The organism is Buttiauxella sp., from assembly GCF_049686335.1.
Lineage (GTDB): Bacteria > Pseudomonadota > Gammaproteobacteria > Enterobacterales > Enterobacteriaceae > Buttiauxella.
Genome location: NZ_JBAVHX010000010.1, coordinates 307,723 through 333,603 on the forward strand (window position 1 = coordinate 307,723; position 25,881 = coordinate 333,603).

29 protein-coding genes are annotated in these 25,881 nt (G+C 50.4%); 10 read left to right on the forward strand and 19 right to left on the reverse strand.

Going from position 1 to position 25,881, the window contains the following annotated elements:
• Positions 1–23 precede the first annotated feature (23 nt).
• Positions 24–623 carry a TetR/AcrR family transcriptional regulator gene (locus WBL83_RS10230; protein ID WP_424589033.1) on the reverse strand — a complete coding sequence of 200 codons (600 nt, stop codon included), beginning with the start codon at positions 621–623 and terminating at the stop codon, positions 24–26.
• Between the two features lie 71 nt (positions 624–694).
• Complete coding sequence (eptA, locus tag WBL83_RS10235) at positions 695–2,323, reverse strand: phosphoethanolamine transferase EptA (RefSeq protein WP_424589034.1); 1,629 nt, start codon at positions 2,321–2,323, stop codon at positions 695–697.
• A 176-nt stretch (positions 2,324–2,499) separates the two neighbouring features.
• Here eptA and WBL83_RS10240 point away from each other — a divergent pair, with 176 nt between their 5' ends.
• The 3 genes from WBL83_RS10240 to sodC all read left to right on the forward strand — a co-directional run bounded on the left by WBL83_RS10240 (position 2,500) and on the right by sodC (position 4,297).
• A complete protein-coding gene (locus WBL83_RS10240; RefSeq protein ID WP_424589035.1) occupies positions 2,500–2,739 on the forward strand; it encodes a DUF1289 domain-containing protein in 240 nt (79 codons plus the stop codon).
• Between the two features lie 57 nt (positions 2,740–2,796).
• The gene (locus WBL83_RS10245) at positions 2,797–3,693 is read left to right on the forward strand and encodes an aldo/keto reductase (protein ID WP_424589036.1); all 897 of its coding nucleotides are present in this window, start codon (positions 2,797–2,799) and stop codon (positions 3,691–3,693) included.
• 82 nt (positions 3,694–3,775) lie between these two features.
• Positions 3,776–4,297: a superoxide dismutase [Cu-Zn] SodC gene (gene sodC, locus WBL83_RS10250; protein ID WP_424589037.1), complete on the forward strand. Its 522-nt coding sequence runs from the start codon at positions 3,776–3,778 to the stop codon at positions 4,295–4,297.
• 2 nt (positions 4,298–4,299) lie between these two features.
• Here sodC and WBL83_RS10255 read toward each other — a convergent pair whose 3' ends face one another.
• The 3 genes from WBL83_RS10255 to WBL83_RS10265 are packed head-to-tail and all read right to left on the reverse strand — an operon-like array spanning position 4,300 to position 7,421.
• On the reverse strand, positions 4,300–6,321 hold the full coding sequence (locus tag WBL83_RS10255; protein ID WP_424589038.1) for an FUSC family protein: 2,022 nt from the start codon (positions 6,319–6,321) through the stop codon (positions 4,300–4,302).
• An 8-nt stretch (positions 6,322–6,329) separates the two neighbouring features.
• Positions 6,330–7,181 carry an efflux RND transporter periplasmic adaptor subunit gene (locus WBL83_RS10260; RefSeq protein ID WP_424589039.1) on the reverse strand — a complete coding sequence of 284 codons (852 nt, stop codon included), beginning with the start codon at positions 7,179–7,181 and terminating at the stop codon, positions 6,330–6,332.
• Between the two features lie 3 nt (positions 7,182–7,184).
• On the reverse strand, positions 7,185–7,421 hold the full coding sequence (locus WBL83_RS10265; protein WP_424589040.1) for a DUF1656 domain-containing protein: 237 nt from the start codon (positions 7,419–7,421) through the stop codon (positions 7,185–7,187).
• A 181-nt stretch (positions 7,422–7,602) separates the two neighbouring features.
• On the opposite strand from WBL83_RS10265, the gene slyA reads away from it, so the two are divergent.
• Entirely contained in the window at positions 7,603–8,037 is a 435-nt protein-coding gene (gene slyA, locus WBL83_RS10270; RefSeq protein WP_424589041.1) for a transcriptional regulator SlyA, read from the forward strand.
• A 105-nt stretch (positions 8,038–8,142) separates the two neighbouring features.
• Here slyA and slyB read toward each other — a convergent pair whose 3' ends face one another.
• Complete coding sequence (gene slyB / locus WBL83_RS10275; RefSeq protein WP_424589042.1) at positions 8,143–8,610, reverse strand: outer membrane lipoprotein SlyB; 468 nt, start codon at positions 8,608–8,610, stop codon at positions 8,143–8,145.
• A 284-nt stretch (positions 8,611–8,894) separates the two neighbouring features.
• On the opposite strand from slyB, the gene anmK reads away from it, so the two are divergent.
• The 5 genes from anmK (at position 8,895) to pdxY (ending at position 13,546) form a co-directional block, all read left to right on the forward strand.
• Positions 8,895–10,019, forward strand: coding sequence for an anhydro-N-acetylmuramic acid kinase (gene anmK / locus WBL83_RS10280; RefSeq protein WP_424589043.1), 1,125 nt, complete (start codon positions 8,895–8,897; stop codon positions 10,017–10,019).
• Between the two features lie 111 nt (positions 10,020–10,130).
• Positions 10,131–10,454, forward strand: coding sequence for a C-type lysozyme inhibitor (gene mliC / locus WBL83_RS10285; RefSeq protein ID WP_424589044.1), 324 nt, complete (start codon positions 10,131–10,133; stop codon positions 10,452–10,454).
• Positions 10,455–10,511: 57 nt separating this feature from the next.
• Positions 10,512–11,168, forward strand: a complete 657-nt coding sequence (pdxH, locus tag WBL83_RS10290) for a pyridoxamine 5'-phosphate oxidase (RefSeq protein WP_424589045.1) — start codon at positions 10,512–10,514, stop codon at positions 11,166–11,168.
• A gap of 142 nt (positions 11,169–11,310) precedes the next feature.
• Positions 11,311–12,585 (forward strand): tyrosine--tRNA ligase, encoded by a 1,275-nt coding sequence (gene tyrS, locus WBL83_RS10295; protein WP_424589046.1) that lies wholly within the window; start codon positions 11,311–11,313, stop codon positions 12,583–12,585.
• Positions 12,586–12,685: 100 nt separating this feature from the next.
• On the forward strand, positions 12,686–13,546 hold the full coding sequence (pdxY, locus tag WBL83_RS10300) for a pyridoxal kinase PdxY (RefSeq protein ID WP_424589047.1): 861 nt from the start codon (positions 12,686–12,688) through the stop codon (positions 13,544–13,546).
• A 92-nt stretch (positions 13,547–13,638) separates the two neighbouring features.
• On the opposite strand, the gene gstA is transcribed toward pdxY, so the two are convergent.
• The 11 genes from gstA to ydgT all read right to left on the reverse strand — a co-directional run bounded on the left by gstA (position 13,639) and on the right by ydgT (position 23,438).
• A complete protein-coding gene (gene gstA, locus WBL83_RS10305; RefSeq protein ID WP_424589048.1) occupies positions 13,639–14,241 on the reverse strand; it encodes a glutathione transferase GstA in 603 nt (200 codons plus the stop codon).
• 109 nt (positions 14,242–14,350) lie between these two features.
• On the reverse strand, positions 14,351–15,856 hold the full coding sequence (dtpA, locus tag WBL83_RS10310) for a dipeptide/tripeptide permease DtpA (protein WP_424589049.1): 1,506 nt from the start codon (positions 15,854–15,856) through the stop codon (positions 14,351–14,353).
• A 616-nt stretch (positions 15,857–16,472) separates the two neighbouring features.
• A complete protein-coding gene (gene nth, locus WBL83_RS10315; RefSeq protein WP_424589050.1) occupies positions 16,473–17,108 on the reverse strand; it encodes an endonuclease III in 636 nt (211 codons plus the stop codon).
• Complete coding sequence (locus WBL83_RS10320; RefSeq protein WP_424589051.1) at positions 17,108–17,794, reverse strand: electron transport complex subunit E; 687 nt, start codon at positions 17,792–17,794, stop codon at positions 17,108–17,110. Before WBL83_RS10320 ends, nth begins: the two co-directional genes overlap by 1 nt.
• Positions 17,791–18,417 carry an electron transport complex subunit RsxG gene (gene rsxG / locus WBL83_RS10325; RefSeq protein ID WP_424589052.1) on the reverse strand — a complete coding sequence of 209 codons (627 nt, stop codon included), beginning with the start codon at positions 18,415–18,417 and terminating at the stop codon, positions 17,791–17,793. The genes WBL83_RS10320 and rsxG overlap by 4 nt, the downstream gene beginning before the upstream one ends.
• A gap of 9 nt (positions 18,418–18,426) precedes the next feature.
• The gene (gene rsxD / locus WBL83_RS10330) at positions 18,427–19,476 is read right to left on the reverse strand and encodes an electron transport complex subunit RsxD (RefSeq protein WP_424589053.1); all 1,050 of its coding nucleotides are present in this window, start codon (positions 19,474–19,476) and stop codon (positions 18,427–18,429) included.
• On the reverse strand, positions 19,477–21,444 hold the full coding sequence (gene rsxC / locus WBL83_RS10335; protein WP_424589054.1) for an electron transport complex subunit RsxC: 1,968 nt from the start codon (positions 21,442–21,444) through the stop codon (positions 19,477–19,479). It lies immediately after the preceding gene.
• The gene (rsxB, locus tag WBL83_RS10340) at positions 21,437–22,015 is read right to left on the reverse strand and encodes an electron transport complex subunit RsxB (protein ID WP_424589055.1); all 579 of its coding nucleotides are present in this window, start codon (positions 22,013–22,015) and stop codon (positions 21,437–21,439) included. The genes rsxC and rsxB overlap by 8 nt, the downstream gene beginning before the upstream one ends.
• Entirely contained in the window at positions 22,015–22,596 is a 582-nt protein-coding gene (gene rsxA / locus WBL83_RS10345; RefSeq protein ID WP_424589056.1) for an electron transport complex subunit RsxA, read from the reverse strand. The genes rsxB and rsxA overlap by 1 nt, the downstream gene beginning before the upstream one ends.
• An 80-nt stretch (positions 22,597–22,676) precedes the next feature.
• Complete coding sequence (locus tag WBL83_RS10350) at positions 22,677–23,129, reverse strand: DUF2569 domain-containing protein (protein ID WP_424589057.1); 453 nt, start codon at positions 23,127–23,129, stop codon at positions 22,677–22,679.
• Between the two features lie 93 nt (positions 23,130–23,222).
• Entirely contained in the window at positions 23,223–23,438 is a 216-nt protein-coding gene (gene ydgT, locus WBL83_RS10355) for a transcription modulator YdgT (RefSeq protein WP_034495755.1), read from the reverse strand.
• Positions 23,439–23,717: 279 nt separating this feature from the next.
• Between ydgT and WBL83_RS10360 the strand changes: the two genes are divergently transcribed.
• Positions 23,718–24,758 (forward strand): oxidoreductase, encoded by a 1,041-nt coding sequence (locus tag WBL83_RS10360; protein WP_424589058.1) that lies wholly within the window; start codon positions 23,718–23,720, stop codon positions 24,756–24,758.
• A gap of 55 nt (positions 24,759–24,813) precedes the next feature.
• Here the strand turns inward: WBL83_RS10360 and speG are convergent, their stop codons facing one another.
• Positions 24,814–25,371: a spermidine N1-acetyltransferase gene (speG, locus tag WBL83_RS10365; RefSeq protein WP_424589059.1), complete on the reverse strand. Its 558-nt coding sequence runs from the start codon at positions 25,369–25,371 to the stop codon at positions 24,814–24,816.
• A 61-nt stretch (positions 25,372–25,432) separates the two neighbouring features.
• Positions 25,433–25,783, reverse strand: a complete 351-nt coding sequence (locus WBL83_RS10370) for a DUF1283 family protein (RefSeq protein WP_424589060.1) — start codon at positions 25,781–25,783, stop codon at positions 25,433–25,435.
• Positions 25,784–25,881 lie beyond the last annotated feature (98 nt).

The following is a 25,881-nucleotide window of genomic DNA, read 5'->3' on the forward strand; positions in this document are numbered from 1 at the left end:
TATTTGTTTAAATAAAAAGCCTGTCAGGAGACAGGCTCCGCTAATAATTGAGTGACGTGAGCAAGCGCGCATTCCAGCGGCATCGCACTACGGGAAATCTTGGCCTGCAAACTGGCTCCGAGCCACAGGGCATAAATCACTTGCGCCTGGCTTAACGCTGAGTCGGTCAATTTCAGGCTTGATTCGGCGTTGCCTTTTTCCAGTGCATCAGCGAGTTGGGAAACAATCTGCGATGCACCTTTATTCAACGCCGCACGCATATCTTCTGAAAGGTCACACACCTCAGCCGAAAGCTTGACCGTCAAACAACTGATCAGGCTGCCGTGTTGCGAAAACCAGTTAACGGTTTCCTGATACCAGGCCACTATTTTTTCACGGTATGTCCCGCCGCCTTGCGAAAAATGCTGCTGTAATCGCAGGTTATAAGCGGTGTAATACCGTTCCAGCATCGCCACGCCAAACGCCTCTTTTGAGCGAAAGTAGTGATAGAAGGAGCCTTTCGGAACCTCCGCGGTGCTTAACAGTTCGCTTAATCCCATGCCAGTAAACCCGCGTTGCAGACAAAGCTGTTCGCCGGTAGCAAGGAGATGTTCACGAGTGTCATGTTCGGGATGTCTGTTCATGGGATTACTGTAATAGACCAATCGGTCTAGCGCAAGCGTCAGGCAGCAGGATTTTTCCTGCCGCCTGTGATTTAACTGTGACGGCAGGTGGCTAAAATATCCATATTTTTATGATATTCAGCGGTTTGAACGTTCATCATTCCCAAAAGCGTCGAGAAAACATTATCCTGAGAAATTGGCTCTGAACTGGCTTTTTTCCCCAGGCAGTCAGTATTGACTGCAAAGTTTTGTTGGTAATTAGTCGATAACCAGAACAGGAACGGAATGTGCGTCTGCTGTGAAGGTGCCAGCATATACGGTGTTCCGTGTAGATAAATGCCGTTTTCGCCCAGCGACTCGCCGTGGTCAGAAAGATAAACCAATGCGGTATTCAGTGTGTCGCTGTGAACCTTAAGTTCATCAATCGTGCGGCTGACAATATCATCGGTATAAAGAATCGTATTGTCATAGGTGTTGATAAGCGCCTGACGGTCGCAATCTTGTATCTGGTTACTGTCACACGTTGGTGTGAATTTACGGAATTTGTCCGGATAACGGCGATAGTAAGCCGGGCCGTGGCTACCCATCAGGTGCAGAACAATTACGGAATCCTGTTGCACACCATCCAGCACGTTATTAAAGCGTTGCAGTAACGCATCATCCCAACACGATTGATCTTTGCATAAGGCGTCCATTTTCCACTGTGTCATATCCGTATGCGGAATGCGGTCACAGGCACCTTTACAACCCCCGTCATTTTCCCGCCATAACACGTTGATACCGGCATGAGCCATCACATCCATCAACCCTTCCTGATGACGGGCGAGATCAGCATCATATTGTTTACGCGGCATATTGGAGAACATGCAAGGGACAGAGACTGCGGTTTCGGTGCCACACGATGAGGCATTAGGGAAATAAATCACGTCCTGCTTTTTCAGTTCTGGATTGGTTTCCCGGACGTAACCATTCAGAGAATAGTTTTCTGCACGAGATGCTTCACCCACCACGAATACCACCACCGTTTTCTTTGCCTGATGGGTAATCACGGTGCCTTTTTTGGCATCTTGACCCATTTTTATCAATGTCTGATCGCCAGCAAACCAGCGGGCTTTGCTGTAACTGGTAATCGCACTAATGTAGTTGGCGGGAGTCACCATTTTCACGATGTTTTTGTTGTTACGAAACAGCGAGGCGTAATCTTTATAAAATACCGAAGCCACCAGAATAATAATCAGCAAACCCGCCAGAACGCCGACTATGCGCGTCATCAGTGAGTACCACCAACGCGAGGGCTTGATTTTAATGGTGGTTAACAATATCGCAGGTACGATACCGGCAAACCCCAGCCACATCAGTAATTGCGGCGTCACCAATGCCACCGCTTCCTGAGAGTCGGTTTCAAAGACATTGATCATCATGTTCTGGTCGATAACCGCGCCAAAGGTATACATAAAATAATTACAGGCTGCACAACCAATCACGAATATCACCAGCAGCGGTTTACGCAGCCAGGGCAGGTTGATCAGACTGAATATGGTTAACCATGCGCTAAACAAAACCACCGGTACGGAAATGGCAAAAATCCAGCTGTGGAAAGAATCTGGCGCAATGATTTCCCAGCTACGTCTGATAAACAGGAAATTAATTAATGTGAAGAAGAGTGCGCAGTAAATATTAAATTTTGAATCGTTACACTGTAACTTTTCTAACGTTTCCATAACAGCCATAGTTGATCATAAATAATGGTCACAGACTAATGAAAGAAGATTAGGGGAACCTTAATTTGAACAAAACCTTCATCCTTCGCGACTCGTGATAAGAATATTCACCGCATCGCTTGCAACATTTTCGATGTCGGGCTTCAATTGAAATAATGCTGCAAAAGGGGATAAGGGTGTCTGAACAGTTAGAGTTTTTCCCGATACAAAGCCCGTGTCGCGGTATCTGCCAGTCAGATGAACGCGGTTTTTGCCGTGGTTGCATGCGTAGCCGTGATGAACGTTTTCAGTGGCAGCAAATGAGTGATGGTCAGAAGCAAGATGTGCTGCGTTTATGTCGTCAGCGGTTAATGCGCAAATTACGCGCAAACAAGTCAGTTCCTCCCGAAGAGCCGCAACAACCGTCACTATTTTAATTCGCTCATGCCGTTATACTCATTGGCAGAATTCGTTTATCACTGAGGATCGGCTTTATGGTACAGCGCATTACGATTTCCCCGCAGGGACCTGAGTTTTCTCGTCTGGTTATGGGTTATTGGCGTTTGATGGAGTGGAATATGTCCGCTCGTCAACTGGCAAGCTTTATTGAAGAACATGTTGATTTGGGGATAACCACCGCTGACCACGCTGATATTTATGGCGGTTATCAGTGTGAAGCCGCGTTTGGCGAGGCGATGCGTCTGGTACCACATATTCGTCAGAAAATGGAAATTGTCACCAAGTGCGGAATTGCCACTACCGCCAATCCAGATCACGCCCTGGGTCACTACATTACTGACAAATCACACATCATCAGCAGTGCTGAAGCGTCGTTGCAAAAACTGGCGACTGATTACCTCGATTTGCTGTTGATTCACCGTCCGGATCCGCTTATGGATGCAGACGAAGTCGCTGAAGCGTTCACCTCACTGCATCAGAGCGGCAAAGTGCGTCACTTTGGTGTGTCGAACTTCACCCCTGCGCAATTTGCACTGCTGCAATCGCGACTGCCGTTTACGCTGGCTACTAACCAGGTTGAGATCTCACCGGTACATCAGCCAACCATTCTTGATGGCACGCTTGATCAGTGTCAGCAGTTACGCATTCACCCAATGGCGTGGTCATGCCTGGGCGGCGGAAGCTTGTTTAATGATGAAGCATTCCAGGCGCTACGTGATGAGTTACATGCAGTGGCAGAAGAAATCGGTGCGGAAACTATCGAACAAGTAGTTTATGCCTGGGTAATGCGTCTGCCTGCGAAACCGCTGCCAATTATCGGCTCTGGTAAAATTGAACGTGTGCGTTCAGCGATCCACTCTCTGAGCCTTGATATGAGCCGTCAGCAGTGGTTCCGCATTCGTAAAGCAGCCCTCGGTTACGACGTGCCATAACTCGCAAAAACCGTTATCTCCCGGAGCAATCGACTGGTTTGGCCTATGCTTAACAGGTTGAAAGTTAATCCGGGAGGTAAAGATGAAGCGAATAAGTCTGGCTTTTCTAACGCTATTTAGCTGTGCGGCAGTTCAGGCTGCGAGCACCGAGGTTCAAATGAATCTCGTCACGCCAAAGGGAATTGATCATTCTCTTGGTACCGTCAAAATCACCGAAACCGATAAAGGGCTGGTCTTCGCGCCCGATCTCCGCACGCTTCCTCCAGGTGAACATGGTTTCCATGTTCATGCCAACGGCAGTTGTGATCCCGCAATGAAAGAGGGCAAACCTTCGGCTGCAGAAGCCGCAGGGGGACATCTTGATCCTGATAAAACAGGCAAACATATGGGGCCGATGGGCGTGGGCCACCTGGGCGATTTACCGGTGCTGGTGGTCGATAATGACGGCAGCGCAACCCAACCCGTTACTGCTCCGCGCCTGAAAACCCTTGATGAAGTCAAAGGCAAGGCGCTGATGGTGCATGTTGAAGGCGATAATATGTCCGATCAACCTAAACCGCTGGGCGGTGGTGGGGCGCGCTACGCATGTGGTGTGATTAAGTAAACTCAGTGGCTGCCTGCTGGGTGTTCAGCAGGTGGCGCTTGTTCTAATTGTGAAAGCGAACAGTAGAGACGCCAGATGATCCCGGCAAGTTCACGCGCCGCCGGATTATGATGGTGCGAAAGTGAATCCGACATGTGCTGCAACTCTTGCAACGTTTTAGCCAGAGAACTTTGTTGAACTCCGCGTTCGCTCATGATGTCTCTCAAAGTATGAATACACACATCACGCACCTGAGAAAGCGGGTCTGAGCGCGTCTCCCATCCCCGAAGTTGCCACACCACATGTGAGCAGTTCAGCAGCACCACCCCCCAACGTAACAGCCAACGACGCGCGATCTCATCTTTGCTGTTACTTAGCTGGCTGATGTGATGATAAACCAGCGATTCGAACTGGTTCTCAGAATGCTGCGGCTTGCGGCTGAGCTGGTCAACGAAACCGCGACGTAATGCGCGAATATGACGACGGCTTTTGCGCGAGTCTGAGCCTGGGCGCAGAACAGAAAATGCTACCCAGGAAAGGCCTACGCCGATGACTTTTGCCAGATTGTCGTTAAGGAAATCGGCAAGGTCGTAAATTGGGGGATTTGTTACGGCAATAAACGAGCCCATAAAGACAATCATTTGCCCCCATAACCCGGCAAGTTTAGGTTGTTGCAGCTTCAATAATTGCATCGTCGCCAGTAGCGGCAATAAGAAAATCAGGAATTGCCACAGATCGGTGATTTGCACCATCAGGCCAAATTTCACCAGGAAGCTGAATACGGAGAGCCACAACAAGGTGCGCATCAGAAGGGTAAGTGAATTCAGCGGTGAAGGCACTGACGAATAGAGCACGCAACTGATTGCCGCAAGGGTCAAGGCGCCACTTCCCGCATCCCACTGAGTGCTGATACACCAGGCACCGGTAACGGTGATGACGCAAAACGTGCGCAGCGCACTCCATATCGCTTCGGTGCTGTCGGTATGACGTGCCAGCGGTGCGGTGGCTGGTGGGGTGAGGACAGAAACCGGCGTGGCGTTTTCCAGTTCGCGCATCCAACGGCTGCTGTTGAGATACAGCCAGCAGAAATAGCGCAGTCGATGCCAGAAGGCCTGATGACGGTAATCATCTTTGGCTTCGGGAGCAATCTGCGCAAGCAGCCGCGCTACGTTGTACTTATGAACATCTTCTCGCGCCAGTTCTTTAATGAGCGCTTCCAGAACTGGCCACAAATTTTCTGGCGGATTAGGCCAGTTCATCAGCATACGGCGCAGGCTGGAGATGACACTCGTCAGGCGTAATTGTTGATGAATGAGATAGTTAAGCAGGTTGTTCTGACGGCGGAACCGATAATGACTCCAGAACGCCTGAATACGTAACAGGTTCATAGTCAGGATTTGCCCAATCACCCCTTCATGCGCGGTTCGAATCGCATCAGTGGTTTCGGGTTTCCACAGCAGGGAGGCGTGCTCGAGCAAGCGTGCGTGCATATTGTGCAGCGCCGTCAGCAGCGTGGTGCCATCTGAGGTACTGGGCAGCACCATCATCATAAATGCACCACATAAAATACCGACGATGACTTCGCAAACACGCGCCTGGGTAATGTCCCAAAGCTGCGTGGTATCGACGGTGTTAACCATCGGGAAAGCGATGATCGCAGCGGTATAGCCCGCCAGCATAAACGCGTATGCCACGTTATTCTGATAATGGCTGGAACTCCAGGTACAGAGCGCAAGCCACGACGCCATGGCAATCGTGAACAGCCAGGGATCGTTGAGCGTGTTCCCCGCGATGATAAGCGAAGCCGTGGCACCAATCAGGCTGCCCGCCACACGGCCAAGACTTTTACTAACTACACCGCCGACTGTTGGGAAACTGACTACCGCCGCTGAGGTCATCGCCCAGTAGGGTTCATCTAAATCGAGGTAATAGGCGATGGTCAGTGCGAGACACATCGCAATAGCATTACGCAGTGCGTAACGCCATTGTCCGGGATTTGCTTTTCCCCAGGGGGTATTTCGCCAGCTCAACGCGGAGATTTTCATCTGCGGCGTCAGTGTTGAATGGTGACTGTACAGGTGGTGCCGGAAACCAGCGTAATGCCTTGCGGGATGTCATCTAACTGAATGCGCACCGGAACGCGTTGCGCCAACCGTACCCATGGCACATTCGGTTTAATATCCGGTACTAAATCACTGTTACTTTCCACGCTTTGATCGTAAATCGCACGTCCAATGCTCTGGACTTTGCCGCGTAACGGGACATGGCCGCTATACAGCACTATCTGTGTGGCATCGCCCGGTTGGATATGGCGCAGTTTGGTTTCTTCAAAGTAGCCCACGACGTAAAAAGAGTGGCTGTCGACGAGGGCGAACACCGGCTGGCCTGTGGTGGCGTAGTTACCGGTACGTGTAGAGAGATTGGTTACCCAGCCGTCTACGGGGGCGGTGACAGTCGTTTGGGTAATTTGCCATTTTGCCTGCTCAAGTGTGGCTTCGGCCGCTTTGACCGCGGCTTGCTCGGCTTTGACATTAATATTCGCGGTATCCATATCTTCAGCCGATATGTAATTGCGGGGTAGATTTCTGCGACGCAGCGCTTCGTTGCTGGCTTTTGCCAGTTCAGACTGCGCCTGAGCAAGCTGTGCTTCGGCGTTCAGTTGGGCAATGTGATAAGGCGTGGGGTCGATGGTAAACAGCACCGTACCGGCTTTGACAAACTGGTTATCTTTAATATTGAGTTGAGTAATGGTCCCTGAAACCTGCGGCGTGATGCTCACTTGTTCGGCGCGTACTTTACCATCTCGCGTCCACGGGGATTGCATGTAATAATTCCATAACAACCAGCCAACAACGATGGCTACCGCGAATATCAGCAGCGTGGAAAAATACTTTATTGTTTTCATGTTTTACCACACCACCAGAAACGCAAGTCCTGCACAGACGGAGAGCGAAAATAACGACAAATCCATTAATGTCGGGTGCCAGATATCGCCGGAATACATCCAGTCACGCAACAAATGATGAAGAATAAGCCAGATAAAAAAACCAAGGATGACCGCTTTAAAAATAGGGGGGAAGTAGACGGAAGCCCCTACAACCAAGTCCTGGAGAGGTAGACCTGATGTTAAAAAATCGAATCTCACGTCAGATAATCCTTTAAATTTACAGGGATGACTGCCGTTTCCCCTGACTTAGTTGTAAACTAAAAGTATAGCTGGTTGCTTAACGTCAGCAAAAGTAAGGAATTTAATTTTTCAATTATTGCCTGCACAATAGTTTAAAATCAGTATAATAAGTTAGCAAGCTAATTATAAGGAGATGAAATTGGAATCGCCACTAGGATCAGATTTGGCACGGTTGGTGCGCATTTGGCGTGCTCTGATTGACCATCGCCTGAAACCGCTGGAGTTGACACAGACTCATTGGGTTACGCTGCACAATATTCACCAGTTGCCGCCCGAGCAGTCCCAGATTCAGTTGGCTAAAGCGATTGGTATCGAGCAACCATCACTGGTGAGAACGTTAGATCAGCTTGAAGAGAAAGGGCTTATTTCACGGCAAACCTGCGCGAATGACCGCAGAGCAAAACGCATAAAGCTTACTGAACGTGCTGAGCCAATCATTAATGAGATGGAAACGGTAATCAGAAAAACACGTACTGAGATTTTGTTGGGGATCAGTTCTGAAGAACAAGATCAGTTACTTGACCTGATTAATCGCCTGGAACAAAACATCGTTCATCTACAGACAAAAGAGTAATGCCTTTCAGTAAGCCTCATCGGTCGGTGAGGCTTTCTATTTTGCAACGTTCGTAGCCGCAGTAATAAAGTGGGGCGACTTGCAATCAAGCCACCCCAAACACTTTTAATTTGGCGAAACCGTCGTCTGGCTACCGTTGCTGGCGATTCTTACACGTTGACCTGCAGTGAATTTGGTCTGGCCTTGTTTCTGCACGACCAGAATAGTGTTGCCATCATCTTTACGAATTTCTAGCTCAACACCATCAGTTTTATTCATTGCACCCTGAACGCTCTGGCCTGCTACGCCACCTGCGACTGCACCTGCTGCAGTTGCCAGTGAACGACCCGTACCGCCGCCAACAGTGTTACCCAGGAAACCACCCAGCACTGCACCACCAATCGCGCCCATCACATTTGAGTCGTTACCAGCCTGGATTTGAACCGGGCGGGCGGAGACCAATGTGCCGTAGGTTACGCTTTGAACTTGTTTGGCTTCTGAGGCGCTATACACGTCGCCCGAAAGCGTACTGGTGTTGGCGCAACCAGCCAAAGTTAAACCCACTAACGAGACTGCCAGTATACGTGAAATCATTTATGACTCTCCTGATCATCTAGAAACGCCCAACCGAGCATCCATCGTGCCTAAATTATATGGTATTTAGGTGCTGAATTTAATATTAGTTCAGACGCATTATGGCATTGATACTAAAAAAGCGGTTATCAACCGGAATTAAACCTGTTGCACTTAAAGCATCAGATGACTTTCAATATCATTTTGTGACGCAATGTTGTTAAAAATTATTAATTAAACACGGTAATGAATGTTAGTTTATTGGGAAATTAATCCCCCATTTGGCGAGTCTTCAGGAGTAACAGATGAAATCAGGGCGTTATATCGGTGTGATGTCAGGGACCAGTCTTGACGGTATTGATGTCGTGCTGGCGGCGATCGATGAACATCTTGTTGCCCAACAGGCCAGTTACTGCCATCCCATTCCGCTGGATATTAAAAAAGCTATTCTGGCTATTTGCCAGGGCCAGCCACTTACACTTTCTCAACTCGGTCAGCTTGATAATCGGCTGGGTAAATTGTTTGCCGAAGCCGTACAAACCCTGATGAATGAACAAGGGCTGTCCTATACCGATGTCACCGCCATTGGTTGCCACGGGCAAACGGTGTGGCATGAGCCACAAGGTGAGGCGCCGCACACCCTGCAAATTGGGGACAATAACCACATTGTTGCCCGTACCGGCGTCACCGTTGTGGGGGACTTCCGTCGCCGTGATATGGCGCTTGGCGGGCAGGGCGCACCGCTTGTGCCAGCTTTCCATCAGGCTTTGTTGGGCCATCCGACTGAGCATCGCATGGTGCTGAACATCGGTGGCATTGCGAATCTTTCGCTGCTGAACCCCGAACAGCCGGTGCGCGGGTTCGATACCGGGCCAGGAAACATGCTGATGGATGCCTGGATCTGGCGTCAGCGTGGAAAAGCCTACGATAAAGACGCGCAGTGGGCGATCAGCGGCAAGGTGATTATCCCATTGCTACAACAAATGCTGAGTGACCCTTACTTTGCGATGCCCGCGCCAAAAAGCACCGGGCGCGAGTATTTCAACTATGGCTGGCTTGAGCGGCAACTCGCCGCATTCCCAGGTCTTGGTGGAGAAGATGTCCAGGCAACGCTTACCGAACTGACTGCGGTCACGATTTCAGAGCAAGTGCTGTTGAGTGGCGGTTGTGAACGTTTGATGGTGTGTGGCGGCGGCTGTCGCAATCCTCTGTTAATGGCTCGTCTGGCTGCGTTGCTTCCAGGAATTGAAGTTACGACCACTGACGAAGCAGGAATCAGTGGCGATGATATGGAAGCGCTGGCTTTCGCCTGGCTTGCTTTTCGTACCTTATCGGGGTTACCGGGCAACCTGCCTTCGGTCACGGGTGCTTCCGCGGCTAGCGTGATAGGGGCAATTTTTCCTGCCAACCCACTGCACAAAATTCCCTAAATAATCAGAGTTAACTGAAATTATATTCCGCACTAAATCTCTAAACTGAAGTTAATGGGGGAGGTTAAGCTCCCCCTTTATAAGAAATAATAAGAACTTCAGGACATGCAGATGAAAAAACGACTTATTGCCACTATTCCTTTCATGCTTGCCGGGTGTAGCTACTACAACTCTTTTGTTGAACGTATGCAGACGGATACGCTGCAATATCAATGTGATGACAAACCCCTGACAGTGACACAAAACAGCCAAAAAACCATGGTTCACTTTGTGTATGACAACGAAAACCTGTCCCTGACGCAGGGGCTGTCTGCATCGGGTGCGCGTTATACTGATGGTGTCTATGTGTTCTGGTCGAAGGGGGATACTGCGACGGTGTACCGTAAAGACACGGTTGTATTAGATAATTGCCAGCTACAAAATCCCAAACGTTGAGATTTCTCAGGGTGGAGCGCACAATAGCTCCACCTGATGATAGCCTGACGTAACGCCATGTCTGATAACGACTCTTTGCAACAAATTGCCCATCTGCGCCGCGAATACACTAAAGGTGGCTTGCGACGCAATGATCTTACTGAACAACCGTTAGCGTTGTTTGAGCGCTGGCTCGCCCAGGCTTGCGATGCAAAATTAGCGGATCCTACCGCCATGGTAGTGGCGACAGTCGATGAGAACGGTCAGCCGTATCAGCGTATTGTTTTGCTCAAACACTTTGATGAACGTGGCCTGGTATTTTATACCAACCTGGGCTCGCGCAAGGCGCATCATCTGGAGAACAACCCGCGTATCAGCCTGCATTTCCCGTGGCATATGCTCGATCGCCAGGTAATGGTGCAAGGCACTGCGGAGCGTTTATCCACGATTGAAGTAATGAAGTATTTCCACAGTCGGCCGCGTGATAGCCAAATCGGTGCCTGGGTATCCAAACAATCCAGCCGAATTTCCGCTCGCGGTATTCTTGAAAGTAAATTCCTCGAACTGAAACAGAAATTCCAGCAAGGCGAAATTCCATTACCGAGTTTCTGGGGTGGTTATCGCGTAACAATTGAACAAATGGAATTCTGGCAGGGCGGCGAGCATCGTCTACACGATCGTTTTTTATACCAGCGTGAAGGTAGTGCCTGGAAAATAGACCGTCTGGCTCCATAACATCGGGAAATTGTCGTTTTAAGCGCTGGTACTCCTGCTGCTGGCGCTTTATTCTATGTCCCCTAAGAAATTAACTCCTTTCGCCAACAGGCGAAAAGCCGTGTACCGGCCAAGGTGCAGTCGTATATAGATGGAGAATTTGATGGCAAGCATCAATTTGATAAAACAATTGCAAGAGCGGGGCTTAGTCGCCCAGGTAACGGATGAAGAAGCGTTAGCACAGCGACTGGCGCAAGGGCCAATTGCTCTGTATTGCGGCTTTGATCCTACCGCTGACAGCTTGCATTTGGGCCATCTGGTTCCACTGCTGTGCCTGAAACGCTTCCAGGAAGCCGGTCACAAACCGGTTGCGCTGGTGGGTGGTGCGACAGGTCTGATTGGCGACCCGAGTTTCAAAGCCTCTGAGCGTAAACTGAATACCGAAGATACCGTGCAAGAATGGGTGGAAAAAATCCGCCGTCAGGTTGCACCGTTCCTTGATTTCAACTGTGGCGAAAACTCAGCGATTGCGGCTAATAACTACGACTGGTTTGGCGGAATGAACGTTCTGACCTTCCTGCGTGATATTGGTAAGCACTTCTCTGTTAACCAGATGATCAACAAAGAAGCGGTGAAGCAGCGTCTGAACCGTGATGATGTCGGTATCTCCTTTACGGAGTTCTCCTACAACCTGCTGCAAGGTTATGACTTTGCGTGCCTGAACAAGCTGCATGGCGTAGTGCTACAAATTGGTGGTTCTGACCAGTGGGGCAACATCACCTCCGGTATCGATTTGACCCGTCGTCTGCATCAGCAACAAGCCTTTGGCCTGACGGTTCCGTTGATCACCAAATCTGACGGCACCAAGTTTGGTAAAACCGAAGGTGGCGCGGTATGGCTGGATCCTAAGAAAACCAGTCCGTACAAGTTCTACCAGTTCTGGATTAACACGGCAGATTCCGATGTTTATCGCTTCCTGAAATTCTTCACCTTTATGAGCCTCGAAGAAATCGACGCGCTGGAAGAAGAAGACAAGAACAGCGGTACGGCCCCGCGTGCGCAATACGTACTGGCAGAGCAAGTGACGCGTCTGGTCCACGGTGAAGAAGGCCTGGAAGCGGCAAAACGTATCACCAGCAGCCTGTTCAACGGCAACCTGAGCGATTTGACCGAAGCTGACCTTGAGCAACTGGCACAAGACGGCGTACCAATGGTAGAAATGGAACGTGGCGCTGACCTGCAACAGGCGTTGGTTGATTCTGAACTGCAACCGTCACGCGGTCAGGCACGTAAAACCATCGCGCAGAACGCTATTACCATTAATGGCGAAAAGCAGTCAGATCCGGAATATACCTTTGTGGATAGCGATATTCTTTTCAATCGCTACACCTTGCTGCGCCGGGGTAAGAAAAATTACTGCCTCGTTTGCTGGAAGTAATTAAGAAACAACAGAAGGGCGTGGGAAACCACGCCCTTTATTTTTGCCACTCGTTGTAATTTCGCAACCCCTATAAAAATCGGTGTTTCTGAGTAGAGAAATGAAAAACATTCTTGCCATCCAATCCCATGTAGTTTTCGGTCATGCAGGTAATAGCGCAGCAGAATTCCCGATGCGACGTCTGGGCGCCAACGTATGGCCGCTGAACACAGTGCAGTTCTCCAACCATACCCAATACGGCAAATGGACAGGCAACGTCATGCCCGCCAGCCACCTCAGCGAGATTGTGCAGGGGATTGCAGATATTGGGCAGTTAGAGCGTTGTGATGCGGTTCTGAGTGGTTATCTTGGCTCAGCGGAACAGGGTGAACACATTCTTTCTATTGTGCGTAAAGTGAAAGAAGCGAACCCAAAAGCGAAGTATTTCTGCGACCCTGTCATGGGGCATCCTGAAAAGGGCTGTATCGTCGCACCAGGTGTCGCCGAGTTCCATACGCGTTATGCAATGCCTGCCAGTGACATTATCGCGCCAAACCTGATTGAGCTTGAAATTCTGTGCGGTCATGCGGTGGATACCGTGGATGAGGCGGTCAGTGCGGCAAGAGAGTTGATTGCTCTGGGCCCGGAAATTGTGTTGGTGAAACACCTGGCGCGCGCCGCCTATCAACATGATCGCTTTGAAATGCTACTGGTGACCGCAGATGAAGCCTGGCATATCCATCGTCCATTGGTCGATTTTGGTGACCGCCAGCCTGTCGGTGTGGGTGATGTCACCAGCGGACTGCTGCTGGTGAATTTGTTGCATGGCGCTACGCTGCGCGAAGCATTAGAACATGTGACCGCCGCGGTTTACGACATCATGGTTGTGACAAAGAAAATGGAAGAATATGAGTTACAACTGGTGGCGGCGCAGGAAGGTATTGCACGCCCTGAGCACTATTTTACTGCGGTAAAATTGTAATAAAAAAGGCGGATGACGTTTACGCCATTCCGCCTGTATCGACAAAGTTATGCCGGATAAGCGTAAGCGTTATCCGACATACTGATAGCGAATTAAATCCCTTCAGCCGTTAACGCCGCCGCCACTGCCGGACGCGCTTTCATTCGTTCCATAAATGCGTCGATGTTGCTCAACCCTTCCAGATTAAGTTTCAATGCCTGCGCCCAGCGCAATACGGTAAACAGATACGCATCCGCCACGCTAAAACGTAGACCCATCAGCCACTGTTTGTCATTTAGCTCTTCGTTGACGTATTTGAATTTCTTCTCAAGAGCGGCACGAGTGATGGTTTTGAACTCTTCAGGCGTTGCTGGATTAAACAGCGGCGAGAAACCTTTATGTAACTCGGTTGCGATGTAGTTCAGCCATTCCAGCGTGTGGTAGCGCGTCATGCTACCTGCGGGAGCGAGCAACTGGCGGTCAGGCACTTTATCTGCGAGGAACTGCACAATCGCAACCCCTTCAGTCAGCAGCGAACCGTCATCAAGTACCAGTGCCGGAACCTGGCCTTTGGCATTAACTTCAAGATAGTCGTCACCCGTTTCGGTTTTCTTTGCCGCTAAATCGACTTTGACGAGGGAGAAATCTACACCGGTTTCGCGCAGGATGATGTGGGGGGAGAGGGAACAGGCACCAGCTTTATAATACAGTTTCATTTCTGAACTCCTATGGGGCGCTAAGATACCCTATGTTAGTGCGCAAACGGGCAAAAAAAAAGCCGTTAGCTAAAAGCTAACGGCTGAAAAAATCATGTTTCCCGCTACATTACGCGGTAGCTGTTTCCTTGGCGGCTTCAGCTTTTTCGTCACTCTGTGCCATACGGCTCAGTTTTGGTGCGGTGATCATCATCAGAATTGCGATAACTGCGGTAGCAATACCAATCTGCATGAATACACGGCCATAAACTTCCAGTGACACCAGCGGATCTGTAACGTTTTCAGGTACAGCCATCAGGTTTGCAACTTTACCTGCGATGATTGCAGCACCAGCAGTGGTCAGGAACCAGCTACCCATGATGAAGCCCATCAGACGCTGTGGAACCAGCTGTGCAACCATTGCCAGACCCAGACCTGAAATCATCAGCTCACCGATACTTTGCAGTGCGTAGCTCAGAATCAACCAGCTAACAGAAACGATACCCGCGTCAGAGGCAAACTTGGCACCCAGTGGCAGCACCAGGAAGGCTAGTGAACACAGAACCATACCGAAAGCGAACTTGTGCGGCATAGGCATGCGGTCGCCCATCTTGTTATAGATTGCAGCCAGAATCGGGCTACCAATCATGATCCAGAATGGGTTCAGCGCCTGGAACTGTTCTGGTTCGAACATCACACCCAGAATGGAGTGCTCGACGTTACGAATCGCAAAGAAGTTCAGAGAAGTAGGCATTTGGCTGTAAAGCACGAAGAAGACAATGGCCTGAACCATCAGGATGAACGCAACAATCATCTTACGACGTGCTGCACCCTGCATGGCGAAAGCTTCTTTAGCAAAGATAACTACGATGCCCAGAGCGACTACGCCCAGAACCATACGGGCGATACCCTGGTTGTGCAGCAGCCAGGTTGCTGCGGCAACCAACACCAGAACGCCGACAATTGTGGTCGCCAGTTTACCGAGGTGAACAGGCTGGAAGTCAGGTTTGGAACCGTGGTTTTTCACCCACTTCTTACAGAACATGAAGTTCACGAGGGTGATCAGCATACCCACGAAGCTCAGTGAGAACGCAACGCTCCAGCCATACTTCGCGGCAAGCCACGGAGTGGCCAACATGGAGAAAAATGAACCGATGTTGATGGACATGTAGTACATGGTAAATGCACCGTCCAGACGTGGGTCATCCTTTTCATAGCAAGTGGAAAGCAGGGAAGATGGGTTAGCCTTGAACAAGCCGTTACCCACAGCGATAGTCGCCATACCCATATACACGATAGCAACATCGTGGCCGGAATAAGCTACCAGCGCGTAACCGATAGCCAGTACGATAGTCCCGAGCACAATGACACGTTTGGTGCCGAGAACTTTATCGCCCAACCAACCACCGATAGCGACCATGCCGTAGACCAGTGCGCTGAAGGAAGAGAACAGGGTGATGGAGTCAGCTTCGGACATACCCAGCATTTTGACCAGGTAAACGGCCATGATGCCTTGCAGGCCGTAGTAGCCAAAACGCTCCCACAACTCGATAGAGAAAATCAGATAGAACGATTTAGGTTGTTTGAAAGCGTTCAGACTCACGCTTTCTGCTGGTTTTTTGTTTGCAGTCGACACATATACCTCTTTTTTTACATCCCACTTTAACAGGAATTTTCTAAGCGTCATGCCGGGCGGGCATTCGCTTTTTTAGTTATAAGGAAGGGGAAACGGCGGGTAATGTTCACTATCCTGCGGCATCAGGCAAGAGGTTTGTAATAAGCTGTTACATTTATCCTGCGCAAGATAAAGCTCCGCAAAGCAAATTGTTATTCAGCGTTAAATTTTATCAAAATGCGCTTTGCCGATTTATTGTCTTCTTGGATGATAAAATATACGCGATTTAGTTATATATTCTGCTCTACAGCCAAATGTCTAGTGATATGGGCGGGGTGTAAAGATTTGTGCAGGCTATTGTACTGCTTAAGATCGATTATCACTGAGGATTGCGAGGTTAATTGTTTCATTTTGATGACCAAAATTTAACACGAGGTTATCAATGTGATCTTTGTCACATAGTTATGGAAAATTCTTATCGTAAAAAAACGATTAACCTATTCGAGTGATTACACACCAGACGATGTAAACGAAGCGGTAATGATATGCAGAATAAAACAATGATTTCGGTGCGGTTAACAGAGATGGGGGGAGGTGTAAAAGAATATCGCCTGCCACTCGAGAAGCAGGCAACAAATCAGAGTTCAACTTTCTCTTTGTATTCGCAAAGATCTTCGATGATACATGAGCCACAGCGCGGCTTGCGGGCGATGCAGGTATAACGCCCATGAAGAATGAGCCAATGATGGCAATCCACTTTAAATTCTGCCGGAACGACCTTCAGCAGTTTATCCTCAACTTGCTCAACATTCTTACCCGGCGCGAAGTTGGTGCGGTTACAGACGCGGAAGATATGGGTATCTACCGCGATAGTGGGCCAACCAAACGCGGTATTAAGCACCACGTTTGCCGTTTTGCGACCCACACCCGGTAACGCTTCCAGTGCCGCCCGGTCTTCCGGGACTTCACCATTATGTAGTTCTATCAACATCCGGCAGGTCTTGATGACGTTTTCGGCTTTGCTGTTAAACAGGCCAATGGTCTTGATGTACGACTTCACGCCATCCACGCCTAAAGCAAGCATGGCTTGTGGCGTGTTCGCCACCGGATACAACTTCGCCGTGGCTTTGTTGACGCTGACATCGGTAGCTTGTGCTGACAGCAATACCGATATCAGCAATTCAAACGGAGAGTTAAAATTTAACTCCGTGGTCGGGTGAGGGTTGTTATCACGCAGACGTGTGAGGATCTCTAACCGTTTGGTTTTATTCATTACGCTTTCTCTGGATCCCCTTGCGGTGCAGCTGCTTTCGCGGCGCGGCGCGTTTTCATTTTTTCATCAATCAGATACTTCACCGCCAACATTAAACCCAGGCCGATGAAGGCACCCGGTGGCAACATCGCCAGCAGGAAAGGGGTGTCGGTGTGGAAGACTTCGATGCGCAGCACTTTCGCCCAGCTGCCGAGCAGTGAATCAGCGCCATCAAACAAGGTGCCGTTGCCAATGATTTCTCGCAGCGAACCTAAAACAAACATCGCGCTTGTCGCGCCTAAGCCAATAGCGAGTCCATCGAGGGCAGCAAGCGGGACACTTTTTTTAGCGGCAAACGCTTCGGCGCGGCCAATGACGATACAGTTAGTCACAATCAAAGGGATGAAAATCCCCAGCGACTGATACAAACCGTATGCATAGGCATTGATAAGCATTTGTACGGTACTCACCACCGACGCAATGATCATCACATAAATAGGGATACGAATTTCCGAAGGAACCCACTTACGCAATGCCGACACGGCGCTGTTGGTCAGCACCAGCACCAGCGTGGTGGCCAGACCCAGCCCGAGGGCGTTGGTCGCGGTCGAGGTTACCGCCAGTAGCGGACACAGGCCCAACAACTGAACCAGTGCGGAGTTATTTTTCCATAACCCCTGAACGACAATATCTTTTACTTCGCTCATGGTTGTGCTCCACAAACAGGAAGATTATCAATTTGCGATGGCAATGTTTTTGCGAACAGTCCCGCACGCTTAACTGCGTTAACGACCGCACGTGGGGTGATAGTGGCACCGGTAAACTGATCAAACTGGCCGCCATCTTTCTTCACCGCCCAGCTTGGGTCATCACTACCCTGAATGGTTTTACCGGCAAAATGGGTAATCCAGTCACTCAGACGGGTTTCGATTTTATCACCCAGCCCCGGAGTTTCATGATGCTCAGTGACACGAGACCCCAGGACTTTGCCATTAAAATCTGCGGCGATAAGTAACTGAATCGCGCCTGAATAACCGTCAGGTGCCGTCGCTTCCATCACCACGGCAACGGGCTGTTGCCCTTTACGCGCAACGTAAATATGGCGTTCACCTTTACCTAACTGCGGCTCATTGACCACCAGGCAACTACCCTGAATATTATTGTCGTAGCTATCAGGGGAAATCACCTGATCAAACAACAGCTTCTGTTGAGCAACGGCCTGTTGCTCAATAGTATCTTTGGTTAACGCATTGACGACTGCGGTTAGTGCTGTTGCCAGTACGGCGAACAGCGCCAGCGTCACGCCATGTTTTTGCATTGTTTTCAGCATGACGTTTCCTTAGCGGTGTCCGTAAGCACGAGGGCGGGTGTAGTAATCAATCAACGGGACGGTGATATTTGCCAGCAGTACGGCAAACGCAACACCATCTGGATAACCGCCGTAAGTACGAATCAGCCACACCAAAATCCCAGCCAGCGCGCCAAAAATCAGACGCCCACGATTGGTTGTCGAGGCAGTAACAGGGTCGGTCAGAATGAAAAACGCACCCAGCATCGTTGCGCCAGAGAACAGGTGAATCACCGGCGAGGCACATTTTTCGGGAGAGAACATCCAGCCCAGCGTCGCGCACACTGCCAGTGTAATCAGAAAACTGGCCGGAATATGCCAGCGAATCGCGCCCTTCAACAATAAGAACACGCCACCTGCGAGGAACGCCAGGTTAACCCACTGCCAGCCGACACCCGCCAGCACGCCCGTATAGATAGGGGATTGCATCAGCGTCGTTGCGGAATGCCCGGCACGTAACCCGGTTTTAAAAGTATCCAGCGGAGTGGCCTGGCTTATCCCATCAATGCCCATGCGCAGTTGCGACATGCTGTCACCCGCGGCAGTGGCACCCGAGAAAATAACGTGTAACGAATCGGCAAAACCTGGAACCGTGGCCGCCAGTGACTGTGGGGGAAGCCACGAGGTCATCTGCACCGGAAAGGCAATTAGCAACACCACGTAGCCGACCATCGCCGGGTTAAAAGGGTTGTGCCCCAGCCCGCCGTACAACTGTTTTGCGATAATTACCGCAAATACGGTACCGAGGATCACCATCCACCATGGGGCAAGCGGGGGAATACTGATGCCTAAAAGCAAACCGGTTAACGCCGCTGAATTGTCACTCAGGATCCTCAGCGGTTGCTTGCGCAGTTTGAGCACCAGCAGTTCTGCGGCAAGTGCCGTCAGGATCCCTAATGCGATTTGCACCAGACTGCCCCAACCGAACCAGTACCACAGCATGGCCATTCCCGGCACGCACGCACAGGTTACCAGCAGCATTATCCGGGAAGTGCTGCGTTGGTTATGGGTATAAGGGGAGCTTGCTATCTTGAAAACCATCTATTCCTCTGATGCCATTTGTTGCGCCGCTTTCCGCGCCTGAACTCGGGCGATGGCTGCGGCAACCGCGGCTTTGCGCGGATCTTGTTCTTCGTCAGCTTCTTCTACAGATTCTGCAGCCGCCTGAGCAGCTTTACGCGCTTTAGCGCGCGCGATAGCTGCTTCGACCGCCGCTTTGCGTGGGTCAACGGCATCAGGTTTAGCCACTTCAGCAGTTTCAACAACCGGCGCGGACTCGCCAGCCTGGGCCGCTTTACGCGCTTTAGCACGCGCGATAGCCGCCTCAACTGCCGCTTTGCGCGGGTCGCTGACCGGTGTATTTGTCTCGCTTGCTGGTAACTCTTTTTCTGCCTGACGCGCACGAGCCTGGGCTTTACGCGCTTCACGAGCAGCAATCACCTGTTGGTTATCCGGCAAACTGCCTGCCTGAATCACAATCGGTTCACTACTCTGGGCTTGTTTGGTTTTCACGCGGACCAGGGCTGCCTGAATCGCATCGTTATCTTTTGCAGTCGGTTGAACCGCTGCTTTTTTATGGCGCTCCAGTCGGGCGGCTTTTTCACGCTCAAGTCGTGCCTGACGCGCTTCGAAACGAATTTTCGCTTCAGCAGTACGTTTTGCTTCGAGCTCGATTTCGCGGATCTCGGCCTTTTCCTGACGGAAATACTGCACCAGCGGAATGTTGCTTGGGCAGACATAAGCGCAAGCACCGCACTCGATACAATCTTTCAGGTTATGTGCCTGCGCTTTATCGTGCTGCTGCCCGCGGCTGAACCAGTAAAGCTGTTGTGGCAATAAATCGGCCGGGCAAGAGTCGGCGCACGCGCTGCAACGGATACAACCTTGTTCTTCCTGCTGCTCACCCATTTCACTGGACGACGGAGCCAGCAAACAGTTGGTAATCTTAACTACCGGCACATCCAGCCACGGCAGGCTAAAGCCCATCAAAGGCCCGCCCATAATCACTTGTTGATCATGACCAGGACGGAAACCGGCGAAATCGAGCAGATGGCGAACCGGCGTCCCCAATCGTGCCCAGACATTACCCGGCTGCTGAACGGCCTCGCCGGTTAACGTCACGACGCGTTCGGTTAATGGCTCACCGTCGATAATGGCGCGCTTCACCGCAAAGGCGGTCCCGACGTTTTGCATCAACACGCCGATATCGGAAGAACGTCCGCCCTGAGGAACCTGTTTACCGGTCAGAATCTGGGTAAGTTGCTTCGCGCCACCGGACGGATATTTCGTCGGGATCACACGCAGCTGAATGCCATGAGTATCGCAAAGCACCGCACGCAGCATCGAAATCGCCTGCGGTTTGTTGTCTTCAATACCGATGAATACGCGCTGTGGTTTCAGAATATGCGCGAGGATGCGCACGCCTTCGACGATTTGCGCAGCGCAATCCTGCATCAGACGATCGTCGGCAGTAATATACGGTTCGCATTCGGCAGCATTGATAATCAGCGTGTCGATTTTATCCCCGCCGCCGTGCAATTTATTGCCGGTAGGGAAACCCGCGCCGCCTAAACCGGCGACACCAAACTGATGAATACGCTCAATCAGCTCTTCGCGGCTGCGAGAGTGATAGTCATGCCAGCCATCGCGTTCAATCCACTTATCTTCACCATCGGCTTCGATAATGACACTCAGTTCAGCCAGCGCAGAAGGGTGAGCCGTGGAGTGGGGCGCTATGGCGGTAACGGTGCCGGAAGTTGGTGCATGAACTGGCAGCATGCGCCCACGGCCATGGGTCAGGGGTTGACCGCGCAGCACATAATCGCCGGGCTTCACGCACAGTTCGCCCTCAGCACCGATGTGCTGCTTTAACGGGATAACCAGCTTTTGCGGTAAAGGAACCTGGCGTAACGGCGTGCCGTTAGACTGAGTTTTCATTTCTGGTGGATGAATGCCACCATCAAAATCCCAGATTTTATCTTTGTTGAAACGGGTAAATAGCTTAAACATGTTGCTCCACCGGAATAAGTCGAACCGGGATGGTTTGCAGATCCCACTTCCAGCTTTCTGTGGTGGTTTCGACCGGGCGCAACTCAATACAGCGGGTTGGGCACGGGTCGACACATAAATTGCATCCGGTGCAAAGGTCACTAATAACGGTATGCATGGCACGGGTTGCGCCGACAATGGCGTCAACCGGACAGGCCTGAATGCATTTTGTGCAGCCAATACAGTTAGGTTCGTCGATAACCGCCAGCATGCGCACTGGTTCCTGAGCCAGACCATCGCCATCGACAGGCTGTGGGTCAACGTTCAGTAACGTGGCAATTTTTTGCATTACCGCTTCGCCGCCAGGGGCGCACAGATTGATATTCGCCCCCTGGTTTCCTACGGCTTCAGCATACGGACGACAGCCAGGGTAGCCACATTGCCCACACTGGCTTTGCGGCAGTAACTCATCGATTTTATCGACAATCGGGTCTTCTTCGACCAGAAAACGGCGTGAGGCGTAACCGAGTATCAGCCCAAACACCAGGCCTAACAGGCCCAATGCAATGACAGCAATCCAGATAGTACTCATCAGAACTTAACCAATCCGCTAAAGCCCATGAAGGCTAATGACATCAAACCAGCGGTGATAAGCGCGATAGCATTGCCGCGAAAAGGGGCGGGCACATCGGCTACGGCCATGCGTTCGCGAATAGCCGCAAATAACACCATCACCAACGAAAAACCGACTGCGGCAGAGAAGCCATACAGTGCTGATTGCAGGAAGTTATGGCCCAGATTGATGTTGAGCAGCGCGACACCCAGCACCGCACAGTTAGTCGTAATAAGTGGCAAAAAGATACCCAGCAAGCGATAGAGAGCCGGGCTGGTCTTGCGAACCACCATTTCGGTAAATTGCACAACGACGGCAATCACCAGAATAAACGCCAGCGTACGCAAATAGACTAAGTCGAGAGGAATTAGGATCAACTCATTGACCAGCCAGGCGCAAATAGAAGCCAGCGTCAGTACAAAAGTGGTCGCCAGCCCCATGCCGATGGCGGTCTCCAGTTTTTTGGAAACCCCCATAAACGGACACAGACCAAGAAACTTCACTAACACGAAGTTATTGACCAGCACCGTACCAACAAAGAGCAGCAAATAATCTGTCATGGATAAGACCTGAAACCAAAAAAAAGCCGCCTATTATCGGCCAACTGACCAATAACGACAACGGGGTGTTTATAAGGTTATTACGGCTTAATAAATGTTTGCTTCACGCGCTGCGAGCGCTTGAGGTAAGGAACCAACAAGGCGGCAGCCAATAAAGGAAACATCAACTGACGTAATGCCAGCGTGTCACTTACTGGGGAAAATGCGAAGGTTTTAATCGCGAGCAGTACTGACAACAATAACCAAAGAATATAATGACGTACCACATTCTTACGACGTTTGAAGAAGGCAATCGTCAACCACATGGTATAACCCCACATGGCAATCGCACACGCAATCGAGGTGTACCAAAAGATCACCATTTTGGGGCCTTGTGCGCTCATAAGTCGATGGCTTTCTGGTGAGATGAGCATCATAAGATAAATGGCCAGCGCAATTGAGCTGCTGAGAAGCGTCATCAGAAGCCAGGCGAGAGGGGCCAGAAGCCAGCCTGCAATACGGGGTGCTTGCGTAGGTTCTTGCAAGGTCGTCATGTTACCTCCCGAAAAAGTTTGAAACTTTCCTTATGCGAATCATAAGGCGGGAGGATTATAAGGTTTTTTCAGCGCTTTGCTACCTGAGAGATGTTAGAGCACATAGCGCCAGACTGATTTTGGCACACAGCCTAAATCAAACAGACGTCCACCTGAGACTAATTCAGCCCGACGATGGTCGGCTGCGCGATACATATTCATTAGTTCATTGTTATCTGTCAGGGTGTAATTAAGATGGTCGAACAGTTTTTCCAGACTTTCAGATGAGCTGATTTTGCGAAACTTCATTAAATAATCGAGAGCAGTCATGTGAGGATGTTATCCATACAATAGATGAGGAGATGATATACAGTGCGATTGTTTTGCATGAATAATAAACGCTAACCACGCTTTAAAAATCAATATATCTCCCGAGTCTGGCTTTTTAGGATTTTTCAACCTGAAGTGACGACCAGGAACCACGCCAGAAAGCCGTTTGATTGACCGTCGCCTGGTGAGTATGCAACTAACACGTAACAATATAATTACCTGTTGTTACAATCACTGGGATGGTGTCAAATGAACCGTCAAAAATAATGAGGAATGCAAATGAGTGATAACATTCGTGTCGGACTAATTGGTTATGGATACGCCAGCAAAACCTTTCATGCGCCATTAATTGTCGGCACACCAGGCATGGTTTTAGCTGCTGTTTCCAGCAGTGATGCCACGAAAGTTCATGCTGACTGGCCAAACATGCCGGTCGTGTCTGATCCTCATCATCTGTTCAATGACCCTGATATCGACCTGATTGTCATCCCAACACCAAACGATACTCACTTCCCCTTAGCCAAAGCGGCGCTGGAAGCGGGCAAACACGTGGTGGTCGACAAACCGTTTACCGTGACGTTGTCACAAGCGCGTGAATTAGATGCACTGGCAAAAAGCTGCGGTTTGTTACTTTCGGTGTTCCATAACCGCCGTTGGGACAGTGATTTCTTAACCCTGAAAGGACTACTGGCTGACGGGACTCTGGGTGAAGTTGCCTACTTTGAATCGCACTTTGACCGTTACCGCCCGCAAGTTCGTAATCGCTGGCGTGAGCAGGCCGGTGTTGGTAGCGGTATCTGGTATGACTTAGGCCCACATCTGATTGACCAGGCACTGAATCTTTTCGGCTTGCCGGTGAGCCTAACCGTAGATTTAGGCCAGTTGCGCCCGGGTGCACAAGCGACCGACTACTTCCATGCGGTACTGGCGTATCCACAACGCCGAGTTGTGCTACATGGCACCTTGCTGGCGGCGGCAGAAACCGCGCGTTATATCGTGCATGGCGCGCGCGGCAGCTATATCAAATATGGCCTGGATCCGCAGGAGGACCGCCTGAAAGCGGGTGAACGTTTACCGCAGGAAGACTGGGGCTACGACATGCGTGATGGTGTTCTGACTCTGGCGCAGGGTGATGTGATGAGCGAGCAGACGCTGCTGACTGTGCCGGGTAATTATCCTGCCTACTATGCCGGTATTCGCGATGCGCTCACCGGACACGGCGAGAATCCAGTACCGGCGGCTCAAGCCATCCAGGTCATGGAACTGATCGAGTTGGGTATGGAATCTGCGAAGCTTCGCGCCACGCTGAATCTGGCGTAGCAGAGGTTTGTAGGTCGGGTGACGCTTACGCTAACCCGGCCTACAACATCACGCGTTATTGCGCGGTGGGTTTTAACATATTGCCGCTTGATTTGTGCTCCGCCAGATACTGCTGCTGGAAAATACACATACGGATAGTGTTGCGATACTCACCATTAATAAAGAATTCGTGGATTAATTCGCCTTCCACCATAAAGCCCAGCTTCTTATAAATATGCACGGCCTTGGCATTTTCTTTATCAACGATTAAATATAACTTATAAAGATTCAACACCATAAACCCGTAATCCATCGCCAGCTTTGCTGCGCGTGACGCCAGCCCTTTGCCTTGATAGTCAGGCGAAATAATAATCTGGAACTCGGCACGTCGGTGAACATGGTTAATTTCGACCAGTTCAACCAGACCGGCTTTCTCGCCATTGCATTCAATAACAAAACGCCGCTCACTTTGATCATGAATATGTTTGTCGTACAGGTCAGAGAGTTCGACAAACGCCTCGTAGGGTTCTTCAAACCAGTAGCGCATCACGCTTGCGTTGTTGTCCAGTTGATGGACGAAACGGAGATCTTCGCGTTCCAGGGGGCGAAGCTTGATTTGCAGCTCGTCGGGCATGTGAGTTCCTTTCAAAGTTTCAAGGCTTCTGGACAGAAGCCTCGTTGACTACAGTACAATCTTACGGTGCGACGTTACGGCCGGTGCGGCGATCCAGACAACGCAGGGTGTTAGGTTCCCAGTAGGCGTTGAGATTGGCACTTTTCTGGCAATTATCACGCGCGTCAAAAGCCGTATCTTCTTTGTCCCACTCTTTTTCGGTCCGTTTGTTCACTTTCTGGCGTAAATTACGGGTGTCATTCCATTGCTCTTTATCCATCGCAGCATCCTGGCGAGTCTGCGCATTGTCACCAGATTCAATAATCAGCTTGTTCGTCTGGGCATTGGCTGGTTGAACAAACGCAAATGCACTTAGCAACAACGCCAGCGGCAGGGTTGCCACGGACAGACGTTTGCGAAGATTTGTGTTCATTGCATTTTCCTTTTAGGGTGACGCTATTTGTTAAAGTAAATGTACCATTGAGACTGGCGCGGACCAACGCGACCATTTGTTAGCCCCATTATCCAGAC